Origin of the sequence: Vibrio sp. V12_P9A6T4 (genome assembly GCF_963874835.1) — a bacterium.
Classification (GTDB): Bacteria; Pseudomonadota; Gammaproteobacteria; order Enterobacterales; family Vibrionaceae; genus Vibrio; species Vibrio anguillarum.
This window is the reverse complement of sequence record NZ_CAWNJO010000022.1, coordinates 58,971-76,621: the sequence shown is the minus strand read 5'-3', so window position 1 is coordinate 76,621 and position 17,651 is coordinate 58,971. Positions and strand designations below refer to the sequence as shown.

At 46.0% G+C, this 17,651-nt stretch carries 19 protein-coding genes; 17 read left to right on the top strand and 2 right to left on the bottom strand.

All coding sequences use genetic code 11. The features are described 5' to 3' along the window. Positions 1 to 12: 12 nt before the first annotated feature. Together galU and AACQ42_RS01265 are read right to left on the bottom strand one after the other, a co-directional pair. The gene (gene galU, locus AACQ42_RS01270; protein ID WP_013857894.1) at positions 13 to 882 is read right to left on the bottom strand and encodes a UTP--glucose-1-phosphate uridylyltransferase GalU; all 870 of its coding nucleotides are present in this window, start codon (positions 880 to 882) and stop codon (positions 13 to 15) included. 117 nt (positions 883 to 999) lie between these two features. Further along, a complete protein-coding gene (locus AACQ42_RS01265) occupies positions 1,000 to 1,647 on the bottom strand; it encodes a LuxR C-terminal-related transcriptional regulator (protein ID WP_064624269.1) in 648 nt (215 codons plus the stop codon). Positions 1,648 to 1,932: 285 nt separating this feature from the next. On the opposite strand from AACQ42_RS01265, the gene AACQ42_RS01260 reads away from it, so the two are divergent. From AACQ42_RS01260 to AACQ42_RS01180, 17 genes are all read left to right on the top strand, one after another. Beyond that, positions 1,933 to 2,466, top strand: coding sequence for a single-stranded DNA-binding protein (locus AACQ42_RS01260; RefSeq protein ID WP_013857892.1), 534 nt, complete (start codon positions 1,933 to 1,935; stop codon positions 2,464 to 2,466). A 129-nt stretch (positions 2,467 to 2,595) separates the two neighbouring features. Beyond that, on the top strand, positions 2,596 to 4,584 hold the full coding sequence (csrD, locus tag AACQ42_RS01255) for an RNase E specificity factor CsrD (RefSeq protein WP_094166194.1): 1,989 nt from the start codon (positions 2,596 to 2,598) through the stop codon (positions 4,582 to 4,584). A 12-nt stretch (positions 4,585 to 4,596) separates the two neighbouring features. Then, the gene (locus tag AACQ42_RS01250; protein WP_094166193.1) at positions 4,597 to 6,039 is read left to right on the top strand and encodes an MSHA biogenesis protein MshI; all 1,443 of its coding nucleotides are present in this window, start codon (positions 4,597 to 4,599) and stop codon (positions 6,037 to 6,039) included. Further along, on the top strand, positions 6,036 to 6,680 hold the full coding sequence (gene gspM, locus AACQ42_RS01245) for a type II secretion system protein GspM (protein WP_017046645.1): 645 nt from the start codon (positions 6,036 to 6,038) through the stop codon (positions 6,678 to 6,680). The genes AACQ42_RS01250 and gspM overlap by 4 nt, the downstream gene beginning before the upstream one ends. Continuing rightward, positions 6,670 to 6,996, top strand: a complete 327-nt coding sequence (locus AACQ42_RS01240; RefSeq protein WP_017050664.1) for an MSHA biogenesis protein MshK — start codon at positions 6,670 to 6,672, stop codon at positions 6,994 to 6,996. The genes gspM and AACQ42_RS01240 overlap by 11 nt, the downstream gene beginning before the upstream one ends. 14 nt (positions 6,997 to 7,010) lie before the next feature. Further along, positions 7,011 to 8,639: a pilus (MSHA type) biogenesis protein MshL gene (gene mshL, locus AACQ42_RS01235; RefSeq protein ID WP_088720762.1), complete on the top strand. Its 1,629-nt coding sequence runs from the start codon at positions 7,011 to 7,013 to the stop codon at positions 8,637 to 8,639. Positions 8,640 to 8,644: 5 nt separating this feature from the next. After that, positions 8,645 to 9,490, top strand: a complete 846-nt coding sequence (locus AACQ42_RS01230; RefSeq protein WP_176429720.1) for an ExeA family protein — start codon at positions 8,645 to 8,647, stop codon at positions 9,488 to 9,490. Next, positions 9,487 to 10,632 carry a tetratricopeptide repeat protein gene (locus AACQ42_RS01225; RefSeq protein WP_094166191.1) on the top strand — a complete coding sequence of 382 codons (1,146 nt, stop codon included), beginning with the start codon at positions 9,487 to 9,489 and terminating at the stop codon, positions 10,630 to 10,632. The genes AACQ42_RS01230 and AACQ42_RS01225 overlap by 4 nt, the downstream gene beginning before the upstream one ends. Then, positions 10,622 to 12,346 carry a GspE/PulE family protein gene (locus tag AACQ42_RS01220; protein WP_094166190.1) on the top strand — a complete coding sequence of 575 codons (1,725 nt, stop codon included), beginning with the start codon at positions 10,622 to 10,624 and terminating at the stop codon, positions 12,344 to 12,346. The genes AACQ42_RS01225 and AACQ42_RS01220 overlap by 11 nt, the downstream gene beginning before the upstream one ends. A gap of 12 nt (positions 12,347 to 12,358) precedes the next feature. Continuing rightward, positions 12,359 to 13,576, top strand: a complete 1,218-nt coding sequence (locus tag AACQ42_RS01215) for a type II secretion system F family protein (RefSeq protein WP_013857883.1) — start codon at positions 12,359 to 12,361, stop codon at positions 13,574 to 13,576. A gap of 10 nt (positions 13,577 to 13,586) precedes the next feature. Continuing rightward, positions 13,587 to 14,048 carry an MSHA biogenesis protein MshF gene (locus tag AACQ42_RS01210; RefSeq protein ID WP_094166189.1) on the top strand — a complete coding sequence of 154 codons (462 nt, stop codon included), beginning with the start codon at positions 13,587 to 13,589 and terminating at the stop codon, positions 14,046 to 14,048. Positions 14,049 to 14,143: 95 nt separating this feature from the next. Further along, complete coding sequence (locus AACQ42_RS01205) at positions 14,144 to 14,719, top strand: prepilin-type N-terminal cleavage/methylation domain-containing protein (protein ID WP_013857881.1); 576 nt, start codon at positions 14,144 to 14,146, stop codon at positions 14,717 to 14,719. 37 nt (positions 14,720 to 14,756) lie between these two features. Next, a complete protein-coding gene (locus AACQ42_RS01200) occupies positions 14,757 to 15,230 on the top strand; it encodes a type II secretion system protein (protein WP_094150213.1) in 474 nt (157 codons plus the stop codon). Positions 15,231 to 15,383: 153 nt separating this feature from the next. Continuing rightward, positions 15,384 to 15,881 (top strand): prepilin-type N-terminal cleavage/methylation domain-containing protein, encoded by a 498-nt coding sequence (locus AACQ42_RS01195; protein WP_019282028.1) that lies wholly within the window; start codon positions 15,384 to 15,386, stop codon positions 15,879 to 15,881. Beyond that, positions 15,871 to 16,428, top strand: a complete 558-nt coding sequence (locus tag AACQ42_RS01190; RefSeq protein ID WP_176429719.1) for a type IV pilus modification PilV family protein — start codon at positions 15,871 to 15,873, stop codon at positions 16,426 to 16,428. Before AACQ42_RS01195 ends, AACQ42_RS01190 begins: the two co-directional genes overlap by 11 nt. Next, positions 16,428 to 17,198 (top strand): PilW family protein, encoded by a 771-nt coding sequence (locus AACQ42_RS01185; RefSeq protein WP_094166187.1) that lies wholly within the window; start codon positions 16,428 to 16,430, stop codon positions 17,196 to 17,198. Before AACQ42_RS01190 ends, AACQ42_RS01185 begins: the two co-directional genes overlap by 1 nt. Continuing rightward, positions 17,170 to 17,589 carry an MSHA biogenesis protein MshP gene (locus AACQ42_RS01180; protein ID WP_094166186.1) on the top strand — a complete coding sequence of 140 codons (420 nt, stop codon included), beginning with the start codon at positions 17,170 to 17,172 and terminating at the stop codon, positions 17,587 to 17,589. Before AACQ42_RS01185 ends, AACQ42_RS01180 begins: the two co-directional genes overlap by 29 nt. Positions 17,590 to 17,651: the final 62 nt, after the last annotated feature.

The following is a 17,651-nucleotide window of genomic DNA, read 5'->3' as shown; positions in this document are numbered from 1 at the left end:
GCATTCGGTTACTTAAGCTTTATGAGTCGAATGTTTATCCAACGCGACTTTTTGTTCGTTCTTTTTGTACATGTTTTCAAAGCAGTAGTTAGTGGCTTCGATATAGCCTTCTACGCTACCACAGTCAAAGCGTTGGCCTTTGAATTTATACGCCAATACACAGCCTGATTGCGCTTGTTTGAGTAGCGCGTCGGTAATTTGAATTTCGCCACCTTTACCCGGCTCTGTTTGCTCAATCAGATCAAAAATATCTGGGGTTAAAATGTAGCGACCAATGATGGCTAAATTGCTTGGTGCGGTGCCTGGTTCTGGTTTTTCAACCATGTCATCCACTCGGAACAGATCGTCTTTGATCATTTCACCGGAAATAACACCGTATTTATGTGTTTCATTTTCAGGCACTTCTTGAACGGCAACAATTGAGCAGCGGAACTGTTTATACAGAGCGACCATTTGTGCCAAAACCCCTTTTTCTTGATTGACACATAAGTCATCGGCCAGCACCACCGCAAAAGGTTCATCGCCGACTAACTCTCGACCCGTTAAAATCGCATGGCCTAAACCTTTCATTTCACGTTGACGAATGTAGGTGAAGTTGGCGGTATCAATGATTTCACGAATATCAACCAGTAGCTCTTCTTTGTTGGTGCCACTAATTTGATGCTCTAACTCATAGTTTTTATCGAAGTGATCCATGATCGAGTGTTTTCCACGCCCAGTCACAATACACATCCCGGTCATTCCGGCTTGAATCGCCTCTTCAACACCATATTCGATCAAGGGTTTATTGACTACTGGCATCATCTCTTTGGGCATTGATTTTGTCGCTGGAAGAAAACGTGTACCGTAGCCAGCGGCTGGGAATAGGCATTTTTTGATCATGCTATAACCTTATTTTTATTTGAATTGTTAATTGATGGCGCAACCTTATCATGCTTTATGAAACGCTATCACCACTAAAGCGGTGAACTCAGTTAAATTCTGCGTGAAAGCACATAATTAAGACAGAATATTTTGATTGGCCCACGCAATCGCTTGGACCCTATTTTTGACCGATAGCTTTTTGAATATTTGGTAGAGATGTGATTTGACTGTGAATTCACTGATGAATAAATCTTCCGACATTTGGTTATTCGATGCGCCAGTTTGTAAGCAGCGGAGGATCTGTATTTCGCGGGCGGTTAAGTCTGTAATCACTTGAGCAGTATGGGATTCAAACGCGTAGCGATAGTAGTGCAGTAACTGGCTTACAGCGTGTCTGGGTAGCCAATTTTGTCCGTTAATGATTTCACCAAGCCCAAATGCAATTTTATCTAGGGTGTCATTTTTATAAAATAGCCCCTTTAAATGGCCAAAGGTTAATAAGTCATTCGTGGTTAATCTTTGCAACACATTGATGAGGATCGTTTCATGATGCTGACTGTTTAATGGGCAGTTTCCCAAGCGTCGTTGCAACTGCGCATAATCGGCATGGTCAATCATCAATATTTTGTGTTTATCTGAGCAATACGTTTGGCGCAGGGTTTCGGGCTCAATTTTAGGAATGGGCAGCCCAAGCCGATCGGTTAAATGGTCAATATAAGGGTGTTCTTGCTCTTTATCTAAACAGAGAAAGTAAATGGTGCGGGTATAGTTTGCTTTTCTCATGGTCACTTCCTTTTGACGAGAATGTTAGACAACTGTCTAGAAAATGACGGAAATTAGGTTATAAAGCCAACGAGATAAATAAAATTGCGCTTAGTTTCATATAGTAAGGTAACTGAGTGTTTTGTCATCCTTAAATTAGAGGTAGTGGTTCTAAAAAATAGGAAATTGAGCAAGATTGTGAGATGAATTTTGACAACTATTTCTGTGAAGATTTGTGCCTCGCATAAAGCGTGGTATCCTAGTCAGCTATTTAAAGAACACTCATGATGGAAGACGGAGCAAAACATGGCAAGCCGTGGAGTAAATAAAGTTATTTTAGTGGGTAACCTAGGTAACGACCCAGAAATTCGTTATATGCCTGGTGGCGCTGCTGTGGCAAATATCACCATTGCAACGTCAGATTCATGGCGTGATAAAGCAACTGGCGAGCAACGCGAAAAAACCGAATGGCACCGTGTTGCGCTGTTTGGCAAATTAGCCGAAGTTGCTGGTGAATACTTACGTAAAGGTTCACAAGTGTACATTGAAGGCCAGCTACAAACTCGTAAGTGGCAAGATCAAAGCGGACAAGATCGTTATACCACCGAAGTTGTCGTACAAGGTTTTAATGGTGTGATGCAAATGTTGGGTGGCCGTGCTCAAGGTGGTGCTCCAGCGCAAGGTGGAATGCCACAACAGCAGCAACAAGGTGGCGGATGGGGGCAACCTCAGCAGCCTGCCATGCAAAAGCAACCACAGCAACAGCAGTCAGCTCCTCAACAGGCTCAACCTCAGTATAATGAACCACCAATGGATTTTGATGACGACATCCCATTCTAAACGTTCGAATGTCGAAAAAAGCCGCGAAAACCGCGGCTTTTTTATATAGTTATCACTATTAGCATTTTCTTATTTGTCAGCACAGCTTAGTGATCGACAAAGTTTACGTTGAAAAGGAATTCAGCATTCATGCGGTATACACCAACACTGAAACTGAGTACTCGGTTAGTAGCTTTTGTTACGCTCATCGTAACCAGTGCAATGTTCATTTTGTTTATTGGTGGAACTTTGTCTTTTCAACGGCTTGGACAAGAATATCTCAATCACTACCTAGCAGGAATTGTGGAGGTAGTCGATAAAGAAATAGAAGATCCTGATGCCGCTTATTCATTGCAACGTTGGATGCCCAAAATGTTGCAAGCCAGTAGCATTGTTGAAATGCAGCTCTCTTCACCAGCTGGCGTTATTTACCGTTTTAAAGATACCTCGTCCAAAGTCGACCCTGCCCGTTTGTACCATATTGATATTATCCTTGAACGTAATCCAGGCTATAGCATCAGCTTTAAAGCAGTTCCGCCCTATCTCAGTTATAGCTACTCATTGGGTGCCATGTGGTCTATTACGTTGGCAGTTGGTCTCATCGTGTTTTGTTTGATTCGTGGGGTAAAGTGGCTTAAAGAGCAATTGCTGGGATCTGAGTTGCTGGAGGAGCGAGGGCGAATGATTCTCGCCGGTCGAGTGGAGCAGTACGCCAAAGGTGATCACCGCGAGTGGCCTTATACGGCGAGTGAGGCGCTTGATGTCCTGATTGATGAGCTGCAAGATGCTCGTCAAGAGCGTAGCCGCTTTGATACTTTTATCCGGACCCAAACCTTCTTAGATAAGTTGACGGGTACGGCCAACCGTGTCCTTTTTGATAGCAAATTGGAATCAGCCTTGTTAGAGAATGGCGCGCGTGGTGGCGTTTTGTTAGTGCGTATCGATGATTGGGATTCTCTGTGCGAAGAAAATGATAAAAAAGCAGCGGATGATCTCGTCGTGGAAGTCGGGGAGAACATCTCTAACGTCATACAGCGTTACCCGGATGTTATTTTATCTCGTTATTACGATACCGATTTTGCCATTTTTGTGCCGCACCAAGGGGTAAAAGAGGTCGCTTCTATTGCTACACAATGTTTGAAGCTTTTAGCGCGCATATCGCCTCCAGAGCCGCTCGATAAAGAAAACTGGTGCCATATAGGTATCAGTATGTACAGCGAAGGCGAGCGGCGTGGTCGAGTGTTGGATGAGGCAGAAACGGCCTTAAAAAGTGCTCAGTTACAGCGAGTGAACACGTGGAGCCGCTTTAAAAAGAGTACTTTTTTCCAAGAGGAACGTGGCAGTGTGCGTTGGCGAACTTTGTTTGATCAGGTGCTGACGCCTGAGAAAATAATTTTATTCCGTCAACCTTGCTATTTGCTTGAAAAGACGAATGATTTAGTATGGCTGCACGATGAGTTGTTTGCGCGTATTGATGATCCAGAACAAGGTGTTATAAAAGCCTCTCGCTTTCATTCAGCCTTAGAAACGGTGGGTTATGAAATGGTAATGGATCGAGCCGTATTGCTTAAAGTCGTTCGTTTGCTTAAAAGCTCTGAAGTTAAGGTCAATGTGTCAGTGAACTTGCATGTGATTCCATTCGCCGATAAGCAGTATTTTAAGTGGTTCCGGCATGAATTGTTGCAACTTACCTCGAGTAGCCGATCGCAGCTCTCCTTTGAGTTTCCTGAAGGTCGGTTAGTACAGCATCTCGATTATATGCGCCCCGTTATTAAGATGATCTCCGGCCTCGGTGCTAAGGTAGTAGTAGGGCAGGCTGGCAGAACGATTGTCAGCACTCACTACATAAAAGATCTTAAGATTGATTTCCTTAAGTTACACCGCAGTTTGATGAAGAAAATAGATCAACGGCATGAAAATCAGCTGTTTGTTCGTAGCATGATCGGTGCTTGTGGCGGTACTCAGACTCAAGTTATTGCGGTCGGTGTCGAAACAGAGCAAGAGTGGCAAACGCTAAAAAACCTAGGCATTCATGGTGGGCAAGGCCGACTGTTTGAAGAAGAACAGCCTTTGTTACCTGAGAAAATAATTAGCCCTAGCGTGACCTTAGGGCGAAGAAATCGTTGGCGTAAAAAATAAAAGCGAACCTATATGAATCTTCAGTCACTGATTGATAAATTAAAACCATCTAAAGCGACGTTGCGGCAATTGTTCGTTGTCGTAAGACCTGATGCTCTCTATTTCTCGGCTTTGGATGATGCGACTTTGCCGACAGAGATCCCGCTTGATGGTGCAACGTGGCAACAGGTACTCTTTCACGCACTCAAACCGCTCAACATCAAGGGTACGGTAATTAACCTTGTCCTCCACGCTCATTTTTATCAAACTTATCAAATAGAAAAACCGCAGTTACCCAAAGAAGAGTGGTCAGTCGCCCTGCCATTTTTATTGAAAGATCTGGTGACAGAGAAAGTCACTGACATCATCGCTGATGCTTTTCCGTTACCCGCAGATAATAAAATTCAAGCCTACGTGGTCTCAAAACGCACGGTATTGGAAGTGGCGTCGCAACTGAGTGCGATGGGTTTAGAGTTAGGCAAAGTCATTCCCGAAGATGAAGTGTGGGCGAGAAGTGCCGGTGATCTTGAGCATTTTTTGCTGCTACAGCGCAGTAAAAACAGCAGTTTTAAGTTTGACGCATTTGTGGATCGAAAATGCTGTTTTCAACGAACGATGAGAGGTGTTGTCTCTCCCATTACTGGCGTCGCCAGCTCGGTTTTACAGCTCGATGGCTTAGCGTTAGAACTGCAACGTTCGATCGATTACCTTTCCTCGCAGCTTAAAGGGGCCTCATTACATCAGCTAAAAGTGCTGTGTGATGAAGAAGCTCAGCAAGAGTTGGTCGATGCATTAAATGAACGTCTAAATGTCAAAGTTTCCCTGCTTGATGAGCGGTTACCGAGTTCGGCTCATCTGCTGGTGGAGCAAGTGACTCGCATTGACGATTCAATGCTCAACTTATACCCGGCGCATCTTAAGCCGAAGAAAGAGTATTTTTCACTCTCCATGGTCTGCGCGATTTGGGGCATTGTCGCTTTAGTGATGCTATTGGCCTATGCCAGTTATCAATGGCAAAATAGTCAATTGAAACAGCAGCTACAAGCCAAACAAGCGCAAAATAAAGTCCTTGCTGCTGAATTAGCAACGACCAAACAGAAAGTTGACAAGCATAAGCCATCGGTTGAAAAAATGGCGGCGATTGAGCGTTTGAAGCAGCAAATTAAGGGCAAACAAGCCACATTGGATTCGATTAATGAGTTTGACCAATCACAACAGGTCGGTTACTCAGGAGTCATGCGTTCGCTAGCCACACTCAGCCGTGATGATCTTTCATTAACGACCATTACCATTCAACATGAGCAGCTCGATTTGCAAGGCTTAGCCAGAGAGGCGAAAGATATTCCAAACTGGCTAAGTCAGTTCAAAAGCGAACTGAACCTAGTGGGACGTAGTTTTGAAAAGTTAAAAATTGCGCGCAATGAGCAAGGCATTCTCATCTTTGAGCTTAAAACTAAAGCGGAGGATAGCCAATGAATTGGCAGAGCATCAGCAACAAATTCTTAGCCATCAGTTCGCGTGAAAAAATGTTGATCGCCTTGTGCGGTTTAGTAGTGATTGCGCTGCTCCTGTTTAGCTTGTTACTTGAACCCGCGATGAAATCGGTGGCGGCTAATCGGTTACAGCTTCAGTCTGTTGAGCAGATGAACCAGCGAATGCAAGGTGAAATTCTGTTATTGACTGCTAAGCTTAATAAAGATCCGAATCAAGAGATCAATCTAGAATTCAAACAGTTAATGGCGCAGAGCCAAACTCTCTCGCTTGAGCTGGCAGCATTGGTTGATTCACTGATTACACCCGCGAAGATGGCGCAATTGCTTGAAAGTGTTTTGGCAACCAGCCCAGAGTTGACTTTGGTCTCCATGGAGTCATTAGCAGCAGAGCCGATTGCAAATAACAACCAATCATCTGAATATTCAGGCTATTATGTTCATCCTGTGAGATTGGAGTTCACCGGTAATTACTTCGCGATATTGAATTATTTGACCAATTTAGAAAGTTTACCGATGAAGTATTATTGGCGTCATTTCCAATACAAGGTAGAAAATTACCCCCAAGCCAGAGTCATTATGGAAGTGTACACATTAGGCATTAGACAGGAGTTTATTGGTGGTTAGATCCGTTTTTTCACTGCTGTTGATGTGTTTTGTATGCAGTAGTTGGGCAGCGCAAGATCCTACCGCGCCATTAGGTTGGGCGAGTGAGAGCGCATCACCTGTCAATAAGATAGAGAGTTACCCGCTACCTAGGTTGCAAAGTATTGTATGCCAACAAACCATACCTTGTGTGGCAGTGCTTAACGATCAAGTGGTTGGCATCGGAGAGTCGCTATTTGGCTACACAGTAGAAGCCATTGAACCACAGCAAGTGACCCTTTCTCGCAGAGGAAAGACGTGGGATTTAGGCCTCTTTTCTCTGGACATCAAGCAGTAAGGTATAGAAATCGTATGCGTAAAATCGTATTAGGCGTAGTCATCGTATCCTTAATGGGCTGTTCTATGGGGCATCGAGATCCAGTTGAGATGAAACAGTCTTTGAATCAGGCGCTTAATGAAGCCAATAGCCGAAATCTAGCCGTTCTACCGGCCTCCGTAGAAGCTGACTTGATGCCTGACATTGAGGGAATCACAGCGCGCAGTCAAGAAACGGTTAAACGCTTTCGTATCCAAGCTGATAATGTGGATGCAAGGGTATTTTTTGCCAGTTTAGTAAAAGGAACTGAGTTTAGTGCCGCCATCCACCCTGAAGTTACTGGAAGTGTAACGGTAAATCTAACCGACGTGACTTTGGATAATGTATTGGCCGTCGTTCGTGACATGTATGGCTATGAAATTATCAAAAAGGGTAAAGTGATTCAGGTTTACCCGTCAGGCCTGCGTACTGTGACTATCCCGGTCGATTATTTACAACTTAAACGTACGGGCCGTTCTTTAACTTCCATCACCACCGGTACGATCACTAATACGGATACCGGTTCTAGTTCTTCTAGTAGTTCTAGCTCAAATTCCAGTTCTAATTCCAATTCGAGTAACTCATCCAGTAATTCGAAAGGTGGGACTGAAATTGAAACCACCAGTGAAAGCGATTTCTGGCCGCAGCTTGAAAAAGCCGTTGCACAACTGATTGGTTCGGGCAAAGGTCAAAGTGTGGTCGTCACGCCACAAGCCAGTGTCATTACGATTCGCGCTTACCCCGATGAAATTCGCGAAGTGCGTAACTTCCTTGGCATTTCTCAGCAACGTCTGCAGCGACAAGTGATCCTTGAAGCGAAAATTTTAGAAGTCACCTTGAGCGATGGTTACCAGCAAGGGATCAATTGGTCAAATATGTCCTTTGGCAATGGTGATGTTGTGATTGATAAAGTCGGTAGTGCGGCTTCGTTACTGCCGGGGATGGATGCGATTGGCACTCTGTTGCAAGGCCAAACCAATGTCACCATTTCAGATGGTAGCTTTAAAGCAGTGCTTAACTTCATGGGAACTCAAGGGGATTTGAATGTCCTATCCAGTCCAAGAGTCACCGCGGCTAATAACCAAAAAGCGGTGATCAAAGTCGGCACCGATGAATACTATGTCACTGATGTAACGGGTGTGGTTGGCAATGGCGATAACTCCAATGTTGCACCGGATATCCAACTCACGCCTTTTTTCTCGGGTATCTCGCTCGACGTGACGCCACAAATTGATGACCAAGGCAATGTGCTATTGCACGTGCACCCTGCTGTGATTGAAGTCGACGAGCAGAAGAAACAAATTGAATATGCAGGCAACCAAATTGTGTTGCCATTAGCGCGCAGTACGATCCGCGAATCAGACTCGGTGATCCGCGCGCAAGATGGTGATGTGGTGGTGATTGGTGGATTAATGAAATCCAACACCTCTAATCAAGTATCTAAAGTCCCTTTTTTGGGAGATTTACCCGGTTTAGGATATCTGTTTCGTAACACCTCTGAGCTGACTGAGAAAACCGAATTGGTGATTTTGCTTAAACCAACCGTTGTGGGTGTTAATACGTGGCAAAAAGAGCTCGAACGCTCGCGTGAACTACTGCAGGAGTGGTTCCCAGACGAAGAATAAACAGCATGTATCTTGAGCACTTTGGTTTTGACCAACTGCCTTTTCATCTCACGCCTAACACGTCACTGTTTTTAGGCTTAGCGCCACATTACGAGGCGATTCAAACCGTGAGTGCCGCCATTGATTTAGGCGAAGGGGTGATCAAAATAACCGGAGAAGTAGGGACCGGAAAAACCATGGTGTGTCGCATGTTGATCAATCATTTACACGATCATATTGCACTGATTTACTTACCCAACCCAGCGCTTAATGGTCGAGAACTTCGCCAAGCTGTCGCCAGCGAACTAGGCCTTAGTAAGCAAGATGATGCGGATATTGTTGATCGTATTCAGCAACAATTGATTGTGCTAAAGCAGCAGGGGAAACGAGTAGTCGCGATTGTTGATGAAGCACAAGCGTTACCAGACGATGCATTAGAAGTGCTGCGTTTATTCGGCAATTTAGAAACAGAATACACAAAGTTGTTGCAACTGGTGTTGATCGGCCAACCAGAGCTCGATGAGCGTTTAGCGCAGCACCATCTGCGCCAATTTCGCCAACGAATTACTTTTAGCGCTTATCTGCGGCCGCTCTCTTTAGATGAAACAGTCGCTTATATCGAGAGCCGCTTGAGCAAAGCCGGAGGTGATGCGCAACTGTTTAATCTTGAACAGAAAAAAGCGTTGTGGCGAGCCAGTTATGGTACCCCTCGTTTGATTAACCAAGTGTGTCACAAAGCTCTGTTGCTGGCTTTTACGCAAAACGACAGCACGATTCGCAATCAGCACCTATTTACAGCGATTCACGATACGTTTGATACCTGTAAGCCTAAGTTTAAACGCCCTTTTATGTGGGGATGGAGTCAATCATGAGTGCGATGAACGATGCACTATCAAAACTGGCACAAGCGCAACGCCAATCGGTGGTGAACTTGCAACCAGCGCAAGTTGCGAAAGTAAAACGCAGCCGCGCTTGGTTGTGGATGGTAGCCGGGTTTGCTGCCAGCTTAGCGGTCGGTGGATGGGCGGTGTCACAGCAGCAAGCTATGGTTGACCAAGCTGCGGTTGACCAAACTATTGTCGGTCAAACTATGGTCAGCCAAACAGTGGTCAGTCAGACACTGGCCAATCAAGCGATAGTGAATGAACCTAAGAGCCTGTTGTTAGAGGTTGATGAGCGAAGCTCTTCGCCTGCGCTTGTTTCCCCAACCACCAAAATTGTCACGGAGCATCGCCCTGTTTATCAAACTGCCGTTGTTGCAGTAGACAAAAAAACGTCAAATTCAGCAACGCCCACAGTGGCGGTTAAACAGGATTCGGCCTTAGCCAATCAACAGCCGTTGCATTCTAACCGTGTGGTCGCGCTCGGTGCTGAAAGTGACCAAGAAATCTCAAGTGTTTTGATTGAACAAGTGGATTTGACGCCAGAGCAACTGGCGGTAAAAGCAATGAGCCGCGCTGATAAAGCCGTGGACAGCAATGAGCTCAAAGAGGCACTGGATGCGTACAGTGAAGTGCTACGCTTTACCCCAGAAAATGAACTCGCCCGTCAAAAATTATCCGCGCTCTATTACGGCAAAGGTGATGCGCGCAAAGCTTTTGAAATTTTACAAAGCGGTATAAAGCTCAATCATAACGGAGAAAGTTTGCGGATCGCGTTAGCCAAATTGCTGATTAAAGAGAAGCAGAGTGAAGCGGCGTTAACCCCTCTAGTTCATTTACCTGACAATGCTTCGATCGATTATCTCTCGCTAAGGGCAGCCTTGGCACAAAAAGCCAAGCAAGATTCACTCGCATTAGAAAGCTATCAACGCTTAGTCAAGCTTGATGCTGAGAACGCACGCTGGTGGTTAGGGCTTGCGATAGCACAAGAGCGTACGATGGATTTTCAGGCGGCCAAATATACCTACCAACAAGCGCTTGCGAAAGTTGGCCTCTCGAGTCAGTCGCAACTGTTTATTCGTGATCGCCTAGCCGTACTAAGTAGTTTAGAGGAGAGTGCGAGTGCAAATTAAGCTACGAAAACGCTTAGGTGATCTGCTGGTTGAAGAAGGGATCATCACCGAGAATCAAGTGGAGCAAGCGCTAGTCGCGCAAAAACGCAGTGGACGTAAACTGGGTGACACGCTGATCGAACTCGGCTTTTTGTCAGAGCAGCAGATGCTGAGCTTCTTATCGCAGCAACTTTCGCTGCCGCTGATCGATCTCAGCCGAGCCAATGTCGATATTGATGCAGTGCAGATCCTCCCGGAGGTACATGCACGCCGTTTACGCGCCTTAATCATTGGTAAAAATGGCGACACGCTGCGTATCGCGATGAGTGATCCGGCGGATCTGTTTGCTCAAGAATCACTGCTTACGCAATTGCCTCAATACAGTTTTGAATTCGTTATTGCTCCAGAAAAACAATTGGTTGAAGGGTTTGATCGTTATTATCGCCGCACCAAAGAAATTGCGTCCTTTGCCGAGCAGCTACAACTGGAACACCAAGGCAATACCGCCTTTGATTTCGATATCGGTGATGATGATAGCGATGAAGTGACCGTTGTTAAGCTCATCAACTCTCTATTTGAAGATGCGATTCAGGTCGGGGCGTCTGATATTCATATCGAACCTGATGCCAACGTATTGCGTTTGCGCCAGCGGATTGATGGGGTATTACACGAAACCCTACTCAATGAAACCAACATCGCTTCGGCTTTAGTGCTGCGTTTAAAATTGATGGCCAATCTTGATATCTCAGAAAAACGCCTCCCACAAGATGGCCGTTTTAATATCCGAGCCAAAGGCCAATCGGTCGATATTCGTATGTCGACCATGCCAGTACAATACGGTGAATCGGTGGTGATGCGTTTGCTCAACCAATCATCCGGAGTTCGTAAACTGGAAGAGTCAGGTATTCCTGATGATATTTTACAGCGTTTACGTCATCAACTTAAACGTCCACACGGCATGATCTTAGTAACCGGTCCAACTGGCTCAGGGAAAACGACGACGCTGTACGGCGCGTTATCAGAGCTCAATGTTCCCGGTAAAAAAATCATTACCGCAGAAGATCCGGTTGAGTACCGATTGCCACGCATCAGCCAAGTGCAGATCAACCCTAAAATTGACCTTGATTTCTCAACGGTGCTGAGAACCTTTTTGCGTCAAGACCCGGACATTATTCTAGTCGGCGAGATGCGTGATCAAGAAACGGTTGAAATTGGTTTGCGCGCGGCCTTAACCGGCCACTTAGTGTTGAGCACCTTACACACCAATGATGCGGTTGATAGCGCCTTGCGCATGATGGACATGGGCGCACCGGGCTATTTAGTGGCCAGCGCCGTGCGGGCGGTGGTTGCCCAACGTTTAGTGCGTAAAGTTTGCCCCGATTGTAAAGCGGTGGATGAGGTTGATGAAGCGCGCAAACAGTGGCTGACGGTGCGTTTCCCAAATCAAGTTGAAGCGGCTTTTACCCGTGGACGTGGGTGCCAGAACTGCAATTTGACGGGGTACCGTGGGCGAATTGGGGTTTTTGAAATGCTCGAACTTGAACATGAAATGATGGATGCGCTACGCGCCAACGATGCGGTTAGTTTTGCGCAAGCCGCTCGTCAGTCGAAGCAGTACAAACCGCTGCTAGCTTCGGCGATGGAGTTGGCGCTACAAGGGGTTGTCAGTTTAGATGAAGTGATGAACTTAGGTGAAGGTGATTCATCCGGCATCATTCAAGCCATCTATCTATAGTTAAGGTTACTCATGCCAACGTATCGTTATCAGGGTCGAAATTTAGATGGTAGCAAAACCTCGGGGCATGTTGATGCGCCGACGGAAGAGCTCGCGGCGGAAGCGCTATTTAACAAAGGCGTCATTCCGACCTTAATTTCGTCAGACCAAGGGGCTGATTTTTCGATTGATTGGAAATCGCTGTTTACCCCAAGTGTGCCACTTGAGGTGTTGGTGATCTTCTGTCGTCAGCTTTACAGCTTGACCAAGGCGGGTGTGCCGCTGCTGCGCTCGATGAAAGGACTTATCCAAAATTGTGCTAATAAACAGCTTAAAGAAGCATTGGAAGCGGTTAGTAATGAGCTAACCAATGGGCGCAGTTTATCGAGCTCAATGCAGATGTACCCGAAAGTCTTTAGCCCGTTGTTTGTGTCGATGATCCACGTCGGTGAGAACACAGGGCGGCTTGATGAAGCTTTGCTGCAATTGTCTCATTACTACGAGCAAGAAGTCGAAACTCGTAAACGGATCAAAACGGCGATGCGTTATCCGAGTTTTGTCATCAGCTTTATTTTGGTCGCGATGTTCATTCTCAACGTTAAAGTGATCCCACAATTTACTAGCATGTTTAGCCGTTTCGGGGTTGATTTACCGCTGCCAACTCGCATTTTAATTGGTATGTCAGATTTCTTTGTCAACTACTGGCCGATGATGATAGGCGTATTGCTTGGGTGTTTATTTGCTTTCAGAGCTTGGTTGAGCACAGCAGCAGGGCGTCAAAAGTGGGATAAGTTTCGCTTAAGAATGCCTATTGTCGGCGGCATAGTAAACCGAGCGCAATTGGCGCGTTTTTCTCGAACTTTTGCCTTGATGTTGAAAGCGGGGGTGCCGTTAAACCAATCGATAGCATTATCTGCCGAAGCGTTGGATAACAAATTTCTAGAATCTCGCCTGTTAGAAATGAAAGCAGCCATTGAAGCGGGAACAAGCGTATCCACCACCGCGGTAAACGCCAATATTTTTACGCCATTAGTTATTCAGATGATTTCGGTGGGTGAAGAGACAGGGCGCATTGATGAGTTGCTACTTGAAGTCGCGGACTTCTATGATAGAGAGGTGGATTACGATCTCAAAACCCTCACCGCGCGCATAGAGCCGATTTTATTGGTGATTGTTGCCGCTATGGTGTTGGTGCTGGCACTTGGCATCTTTCTGCCAATGTGGGGAATGCTCGACGCGATCAAAGGATAAAGGTTGTCAGATGAAAACGGCGATAGAGCGTTCTCAGTTCGTAATTTGGGGGTTGATTGTCTTTGTTCTTTTGATGGCTTTGCTATCAGCATGGCAGTCGATAGAAAAAGAAGCCAATCAAACCGCATTAGCGATGGCGAGCAGTAAAATCGTAGAAAGTGCCAATTTTTATAAGCAAGATTGGTTATTAAAGGGGCGGCCCTCAACTTTAATCGCGAATGGTCGATTACTCAATATGAGCGCAACGGGCTGGGTATTACCATTGGCTGAGAATGAATCAAGTATAGATTGTCGTTATTGGTTAAGCCTGCTATACCCAGATGAACAACTGCTTGAAAGCAAAGTGATTTCAATTGAATCGGTACATCAAGCAAATCAGTATCAATGTCGCTATGTTTACAGCCAAAAACAGGTGATAACCATTGAACTTTTAAGGGATAAGTTTACAGTAAGCGTCGATTTTTCAGCATGAGTTTTCGACATAAACAGTGAAATGGGCACTCGCCCCGTAGCGATGCGAGAACAAGTGCGTATAATACACGGTAATAACAAAGAGATAGGTAGAGCATGGATAACAAACAAACGGGCTTTTCCTTAGTTGAATTAGTCGTAGTGATTGTGGTTGTCGGCTTATTGGCCGTTGCAGCGCTACCCCGCTTTTTAGATGTCACCGATGAAGCGAAAAAAGCCAGCATCGAAGGGGTTGCCGGTGGTTTTGCTACTGGTGTTCTATCGGCGCGTGCTCAGTGGGAAGCTCAGGCAAGAACCTCTGTGACTTTGGGCTCGGAAAAACAAAACACCGTCAACTATGATGGTGTCAATTTCTGGCTGACTCGCTCTACAGATAGCAGCGGGGCCGCAACAGGTTTTAGGGACGGTTATCCGTTGGCGCTCAATACCGATAATACCAGTTATCCAGCGGCGATTACGGATCAGTCATGTATTGATTTAATGGATAATTTGCTGCAAAACCCACCAAAAGTTGACACAGTCGCTAATGCAGCCAATAACGCTAATGTAAAATATTCAGCACAAGCCGATGACGGTCAAGCCACTTGTACTTATGTGCAAAAAGAGGGCGGAACCGCGCACCAGTTTGTGTATGAGATAAAAACTGGTCGTGTGACCGTCACTTTGCAGTAAGTCTGCGCATTGATTAAAACATAGAGAGAAAGTAACTATGAAAAGACAAAACGGTTTCACCCTAATCGAACTTGTGGTTGTGATTGTCATTCTCGGCATTCTCGCCGTCACCGCTGCACCACGTTTTTTGAATTTGCAAGGCGATGCGCGTGATGCTTCTTTACAAGGACTAAAAGGTGCGATGCAAGGTGCCGCTGGCATTGTTTATGGCCGAGCGGCAATTGATGGTAAAGAGTCTGTCTCTGCAGCAGATGTCGCTATTAGTGGTATTAGCGGTGCAGTAAAAGTTGTGTGGGGTTATCCTGAAGCAAGTGCTAATGGTATAGGTAAAGTCGTGACTGGTTTGGATAGTGATTGGAAAGTTGTATCAGGTTCAAATACTACTAATGACGCTATATCGTATACTTTCAAAACGGGTAGCGATGATTCTAGTAAATGTTTTGTTAAATACGCAGTAACTCCAAGTACGCCATCATCTGAGCCCACGATTGAAATCGTAAGTTGTAAGTAAGAAAAGCGTAGGGTTATCGCCTTGTAGGTAAAGGCCAGCATTGCTGGCCTTTACTGCTAGTTATTTCTCACCCACAAAAATCAGTAAAACTTAAGCCCACTACTGAAATTTCTTATATACTTTAAGCACTTGTTTTTTCGCTAGAGGTATAAAATGCAGCAACATTTAGCAGCGCGGCGTGGTTTTACGTTGATCGAACTGGTCGTGGTAATTGTGCTGCTGGGCATTGTCGCTGTGTACGCTGCAAGCCGTTATACTGGCATCTCCTCCTTTTCAAGCGTGACCACTCAAAGCGAAGTGTTGGCCTCACTGCGTTTAACCCAAAACCGCGCTATGCAGCGCACTGGTTTTTGTAATCGCTGGTTAGTCAGCAATAATCAAGCGCAGCAAGTATCTCCTTCTGTTTCTGCTGGTGCCTGCACTACTTCACTGCTCAGTCCTGCAACCGACAGTAGTTTTGTTGACGCGGCGGCGAACGATATCACCCTGACGTTAACCAATAACGATGGCAGCTATTTTTTAGATTTTGATAGTTTAGGCCGCGCCACGCAGTGCTTAACGGCAAACTGCACCGTTACCTTAAATAATCTGCAATCGGGTGAATCTCGCCAAGTGTGCATCAATAGCGAGGGGTACATTTATGCGTGTTAACGCGCCGCGCGGGTTTACTCTCATTGAGATGATCATCGTTATCACGGTAACAGCAATAGCCATGACAGGCATTACAGCCGCGCTTTATCCTCGCTCGCAACAAAGCGCTGAACAGGTGCTAGCAGTAAAAGCCGCCGAGTTAGGTCGCGCGGTTATGGATGAAGTGATGGGCCGAGCCTTTGACGAAAACTCCGGCCCCAATGGCGGATTGCCTGAGTGTTTACTCAGCGGAACGGTAGAGAAAATGTGCACTGCTCATGACGCTTTGGGTAAGGATAGTGAAGTGAGTATTAACCAATACAACGATGTCGATGATTTTATCACGGCTCAGCCAAGGCCAATTGAAGATGTGCTCGGCACACTCTTAGATACGACCAGTTATCGAGGCTTTGCTGCGGCGATCAATGTATTTTATGAACAGGACAGTGGCGGGCAGCTAAGCGGAGTGAACGCTAACCAACTGACTCACTATAAGCGGGTTTCTGTGGTGATCATTGACCCGAAGGGTAATCGCTACCCGTTTGCGGCGATTAAGGGCAATTTCTGATGCGTGGTTTTACCCTGATTGAAATGGTGATTACGATTATTCTGTTGTCGGTAGTCGGGTTATTTTTAGGCTCTGTGATCCGCCAAAGTATGGGTATTTATGTTGATACCACCGCCCGCGAAGCTTTGATCCAACAAGGGCGCTTTGTTACTGAGCGGCTGAGCCGAGAACTGCGTGAAGCGGTGCCAAACAGCGTGTTGGTGGAAAATGGTTGCATTGAGTTTTTGCCGATCACTGACAGCGCGATCTACAACGACCTGCCAACCGTGCAATCGCCTTCGGCTGCGGTACGTTTATTGCCGATCGACAAAAAAGTACTCAATGGCGATCGTCTGGTCGTGTTTCCAACCAACGCCGCTTCGCTACGCCAAGCGCCAGGTGCCAGCGGGCAAACAGCGCAAGTAAACGCAGATGTTGATTTTACGCCACCCAACAACACAAGCATGGTCGATGTTGCCTTGACACAACCGACTGGGTTTGTAATTCAATCGCCAGCTAAGCGAGTCTATTTTTATCGCACGCCAGTGGCTTTTTGTTATCAGAACAGTCGTATTTATCGTTACGCGGATTACACGCTTAATCGCAGTGCGCTCAGCCCTGAGCAGCTTGGCACTCCAGTATTGATGGCTGAAAACATTAGCCAAGCTAATTTTCACGTCACACAGCCAGAGCTACAACGCAACGGCTTAGTGAAAATTGAACTGACATTTTCCGACCGCGGCGAGGAGGTAAAGTTTGACCATGATGCGCTTATCTACAACACGCCGTAAACAGCAAGGCAGCGGCTTAGTGTTGGTCATCTTTATCATTGTGGTGGTCGGCTTTGTTGCATCGGTCGCGAACCGTAATCAACAGCGCAATAGCCAGCAATTGGTTTCGATGGTGTTAGGGACAAGGGCTGAAATGGCGGCGCGATCTGCGATCAACGTTGAACTGAGTCGTTTTTATCAAACGACAACCAGCGGGAGTTGCCATACTCATTCTGTACAATCACTCACGTTTGAAGGTGAAGGATTAGCGCAATGTAGCGCACAAGTTGAATGTAACTCAGTGGGCGATATGGATGATGGTCGCACTGTCTATCAACTGACTTCAACCGGGCGCTGTCAGTCTGGTGATTGGATGTTGCAGCGAGTTATTGAAGTGGGGGTGAAAAAGTGATCCACTATAAATGGCTGATTAGCATACTGCTCAGCACAATACTATCTATCTCTGCAACAAGT

What these genes read in the sequence shown, in the direction of transcription:
- galU (WP_013857894.1), bottom strand. Translation starts at nt 882, where the DNA reads ATGATCAAAAAATGCCTATTCCCAGCCGCTGGCTACGGTACACGTTTT.
- AACQ42_RS01265 (WP_064624269.1), bottom strand. Translation starts at nt 1,647, where the DNA reads ATGAGAAAAGCAAACTATACCCGCACCATTTACTTTCTCTGTTTAGAT.
- AACQ42_RS01260 (WP_013857892.1), top strand. Translation starts at nt 1,933, where the DNA reads ATGGCAAGCCGTGGAGTAAATAAAGTTATTTTAGTGGGTAACCTAGGT.
- csrD (WP_094166194.1), top strand. Translation starts at nt 2,596, where the DNA reads ATGCGGTATACACCAACACTGAAACTGAGTACTCGGTTAGTAGCTTTT.
- AACQ42_RS01250 (WP_094166193.1), top strand. Translation starts at nt 4,597, where the DNA reads ATGAATCTTCAGTCACTGATTGATAAATTAAAACCATCTAAAGCGACG.
- gspM (WP_017046645.1), top strand. Translation starts at nt 6,036, where the DNA reads ATGAATTGGCAGAGCATCAGCAACAAATTCTTAGCCATCAGTTCGCGT.
- mshL (WP_088720762.1), top strand. Translation starts at nt 7,011, where the DNA reads ATGCGTAAAATCGTATTAGGCGTAGTCATCGTATCCTTAATGGGCTGT.
- AACQ42_RS01230 (WP_176429720.1), top strand. Translation starts at nt 8,645, where the DNA reads ATGTATCTTGAGCACTTTGGTTTTGACCAACTGCCTTTTCATCTCACG.
- AACQ42_RS01225 (WP_094166191.1), top strand. Translation starts at nt 9,487, where the DNA reads ATGAGTGCGATGAACGATGCACTATCAAAACTGGCACAAGCGCAACGC.
- AACQ42_RS01215 (WP_013857883.1), top strand. Translation starts at nt 12,359, where the DNA reads ATGCCAACGTATCGTTATCAGGGTCGAAATTTAGATGGTAGCAAAACC.
- AACQ42_RS01210 (WP_094166189.1), top strand. Translation starts at nt 13,587, where the DNA reads ATGAAAACGGCGATAGAGCGTTCTCAGTTCGTAATTTGGGGGTTGATT.
- AACQ42_RS01205 (WP_013857881.1), top strand. Translation starts at nt 14,144, where the DNA reads ATGGATAACAAACAAACGGGCTTTTCCTTAGTTGAATTAGTCGTAGTG.
- AACQ42_RS01200 (WP_094150213.1), top strand. Translation starts at nt 14,757, where the DNA reads ATGAAAAGACAAAACGGTTTCACCCTAATCGAACTTGTGGTTGTGATT.
- AACQ42_RS01195 (WP_019282028.1), top strand. Translation starts at nt 15,384, where the DNA reads ATGCAGCAACATTTAGCAGCGCGGCGTGGTTTTACGTTGATCGAACTG.
- AACQ42_RS01190 (WP_176429719.1), top strand. Translation starts at nt 15,871, where the DNA reads ATGCGTGTTAACGCGCCGCGCGGGTTTACTCTCATTGAGATGATCATC.
- AACQ42_RS01185 (WP_094166187.1), top strand. Translation starts at nt 16,428, where the DNA reads ATGCGTGGTTTTACCCTGATTGAAATGGTGATTACGATTATTCTGTTG.
- AACQ42_RS01180 (WP_094166186.1), top strand. Translation starts at nt 17,170, where the DNA reads ATGATGCGCTTATCTACAACACGCCGTAAACAGCAAGGCAGCGGCTTA.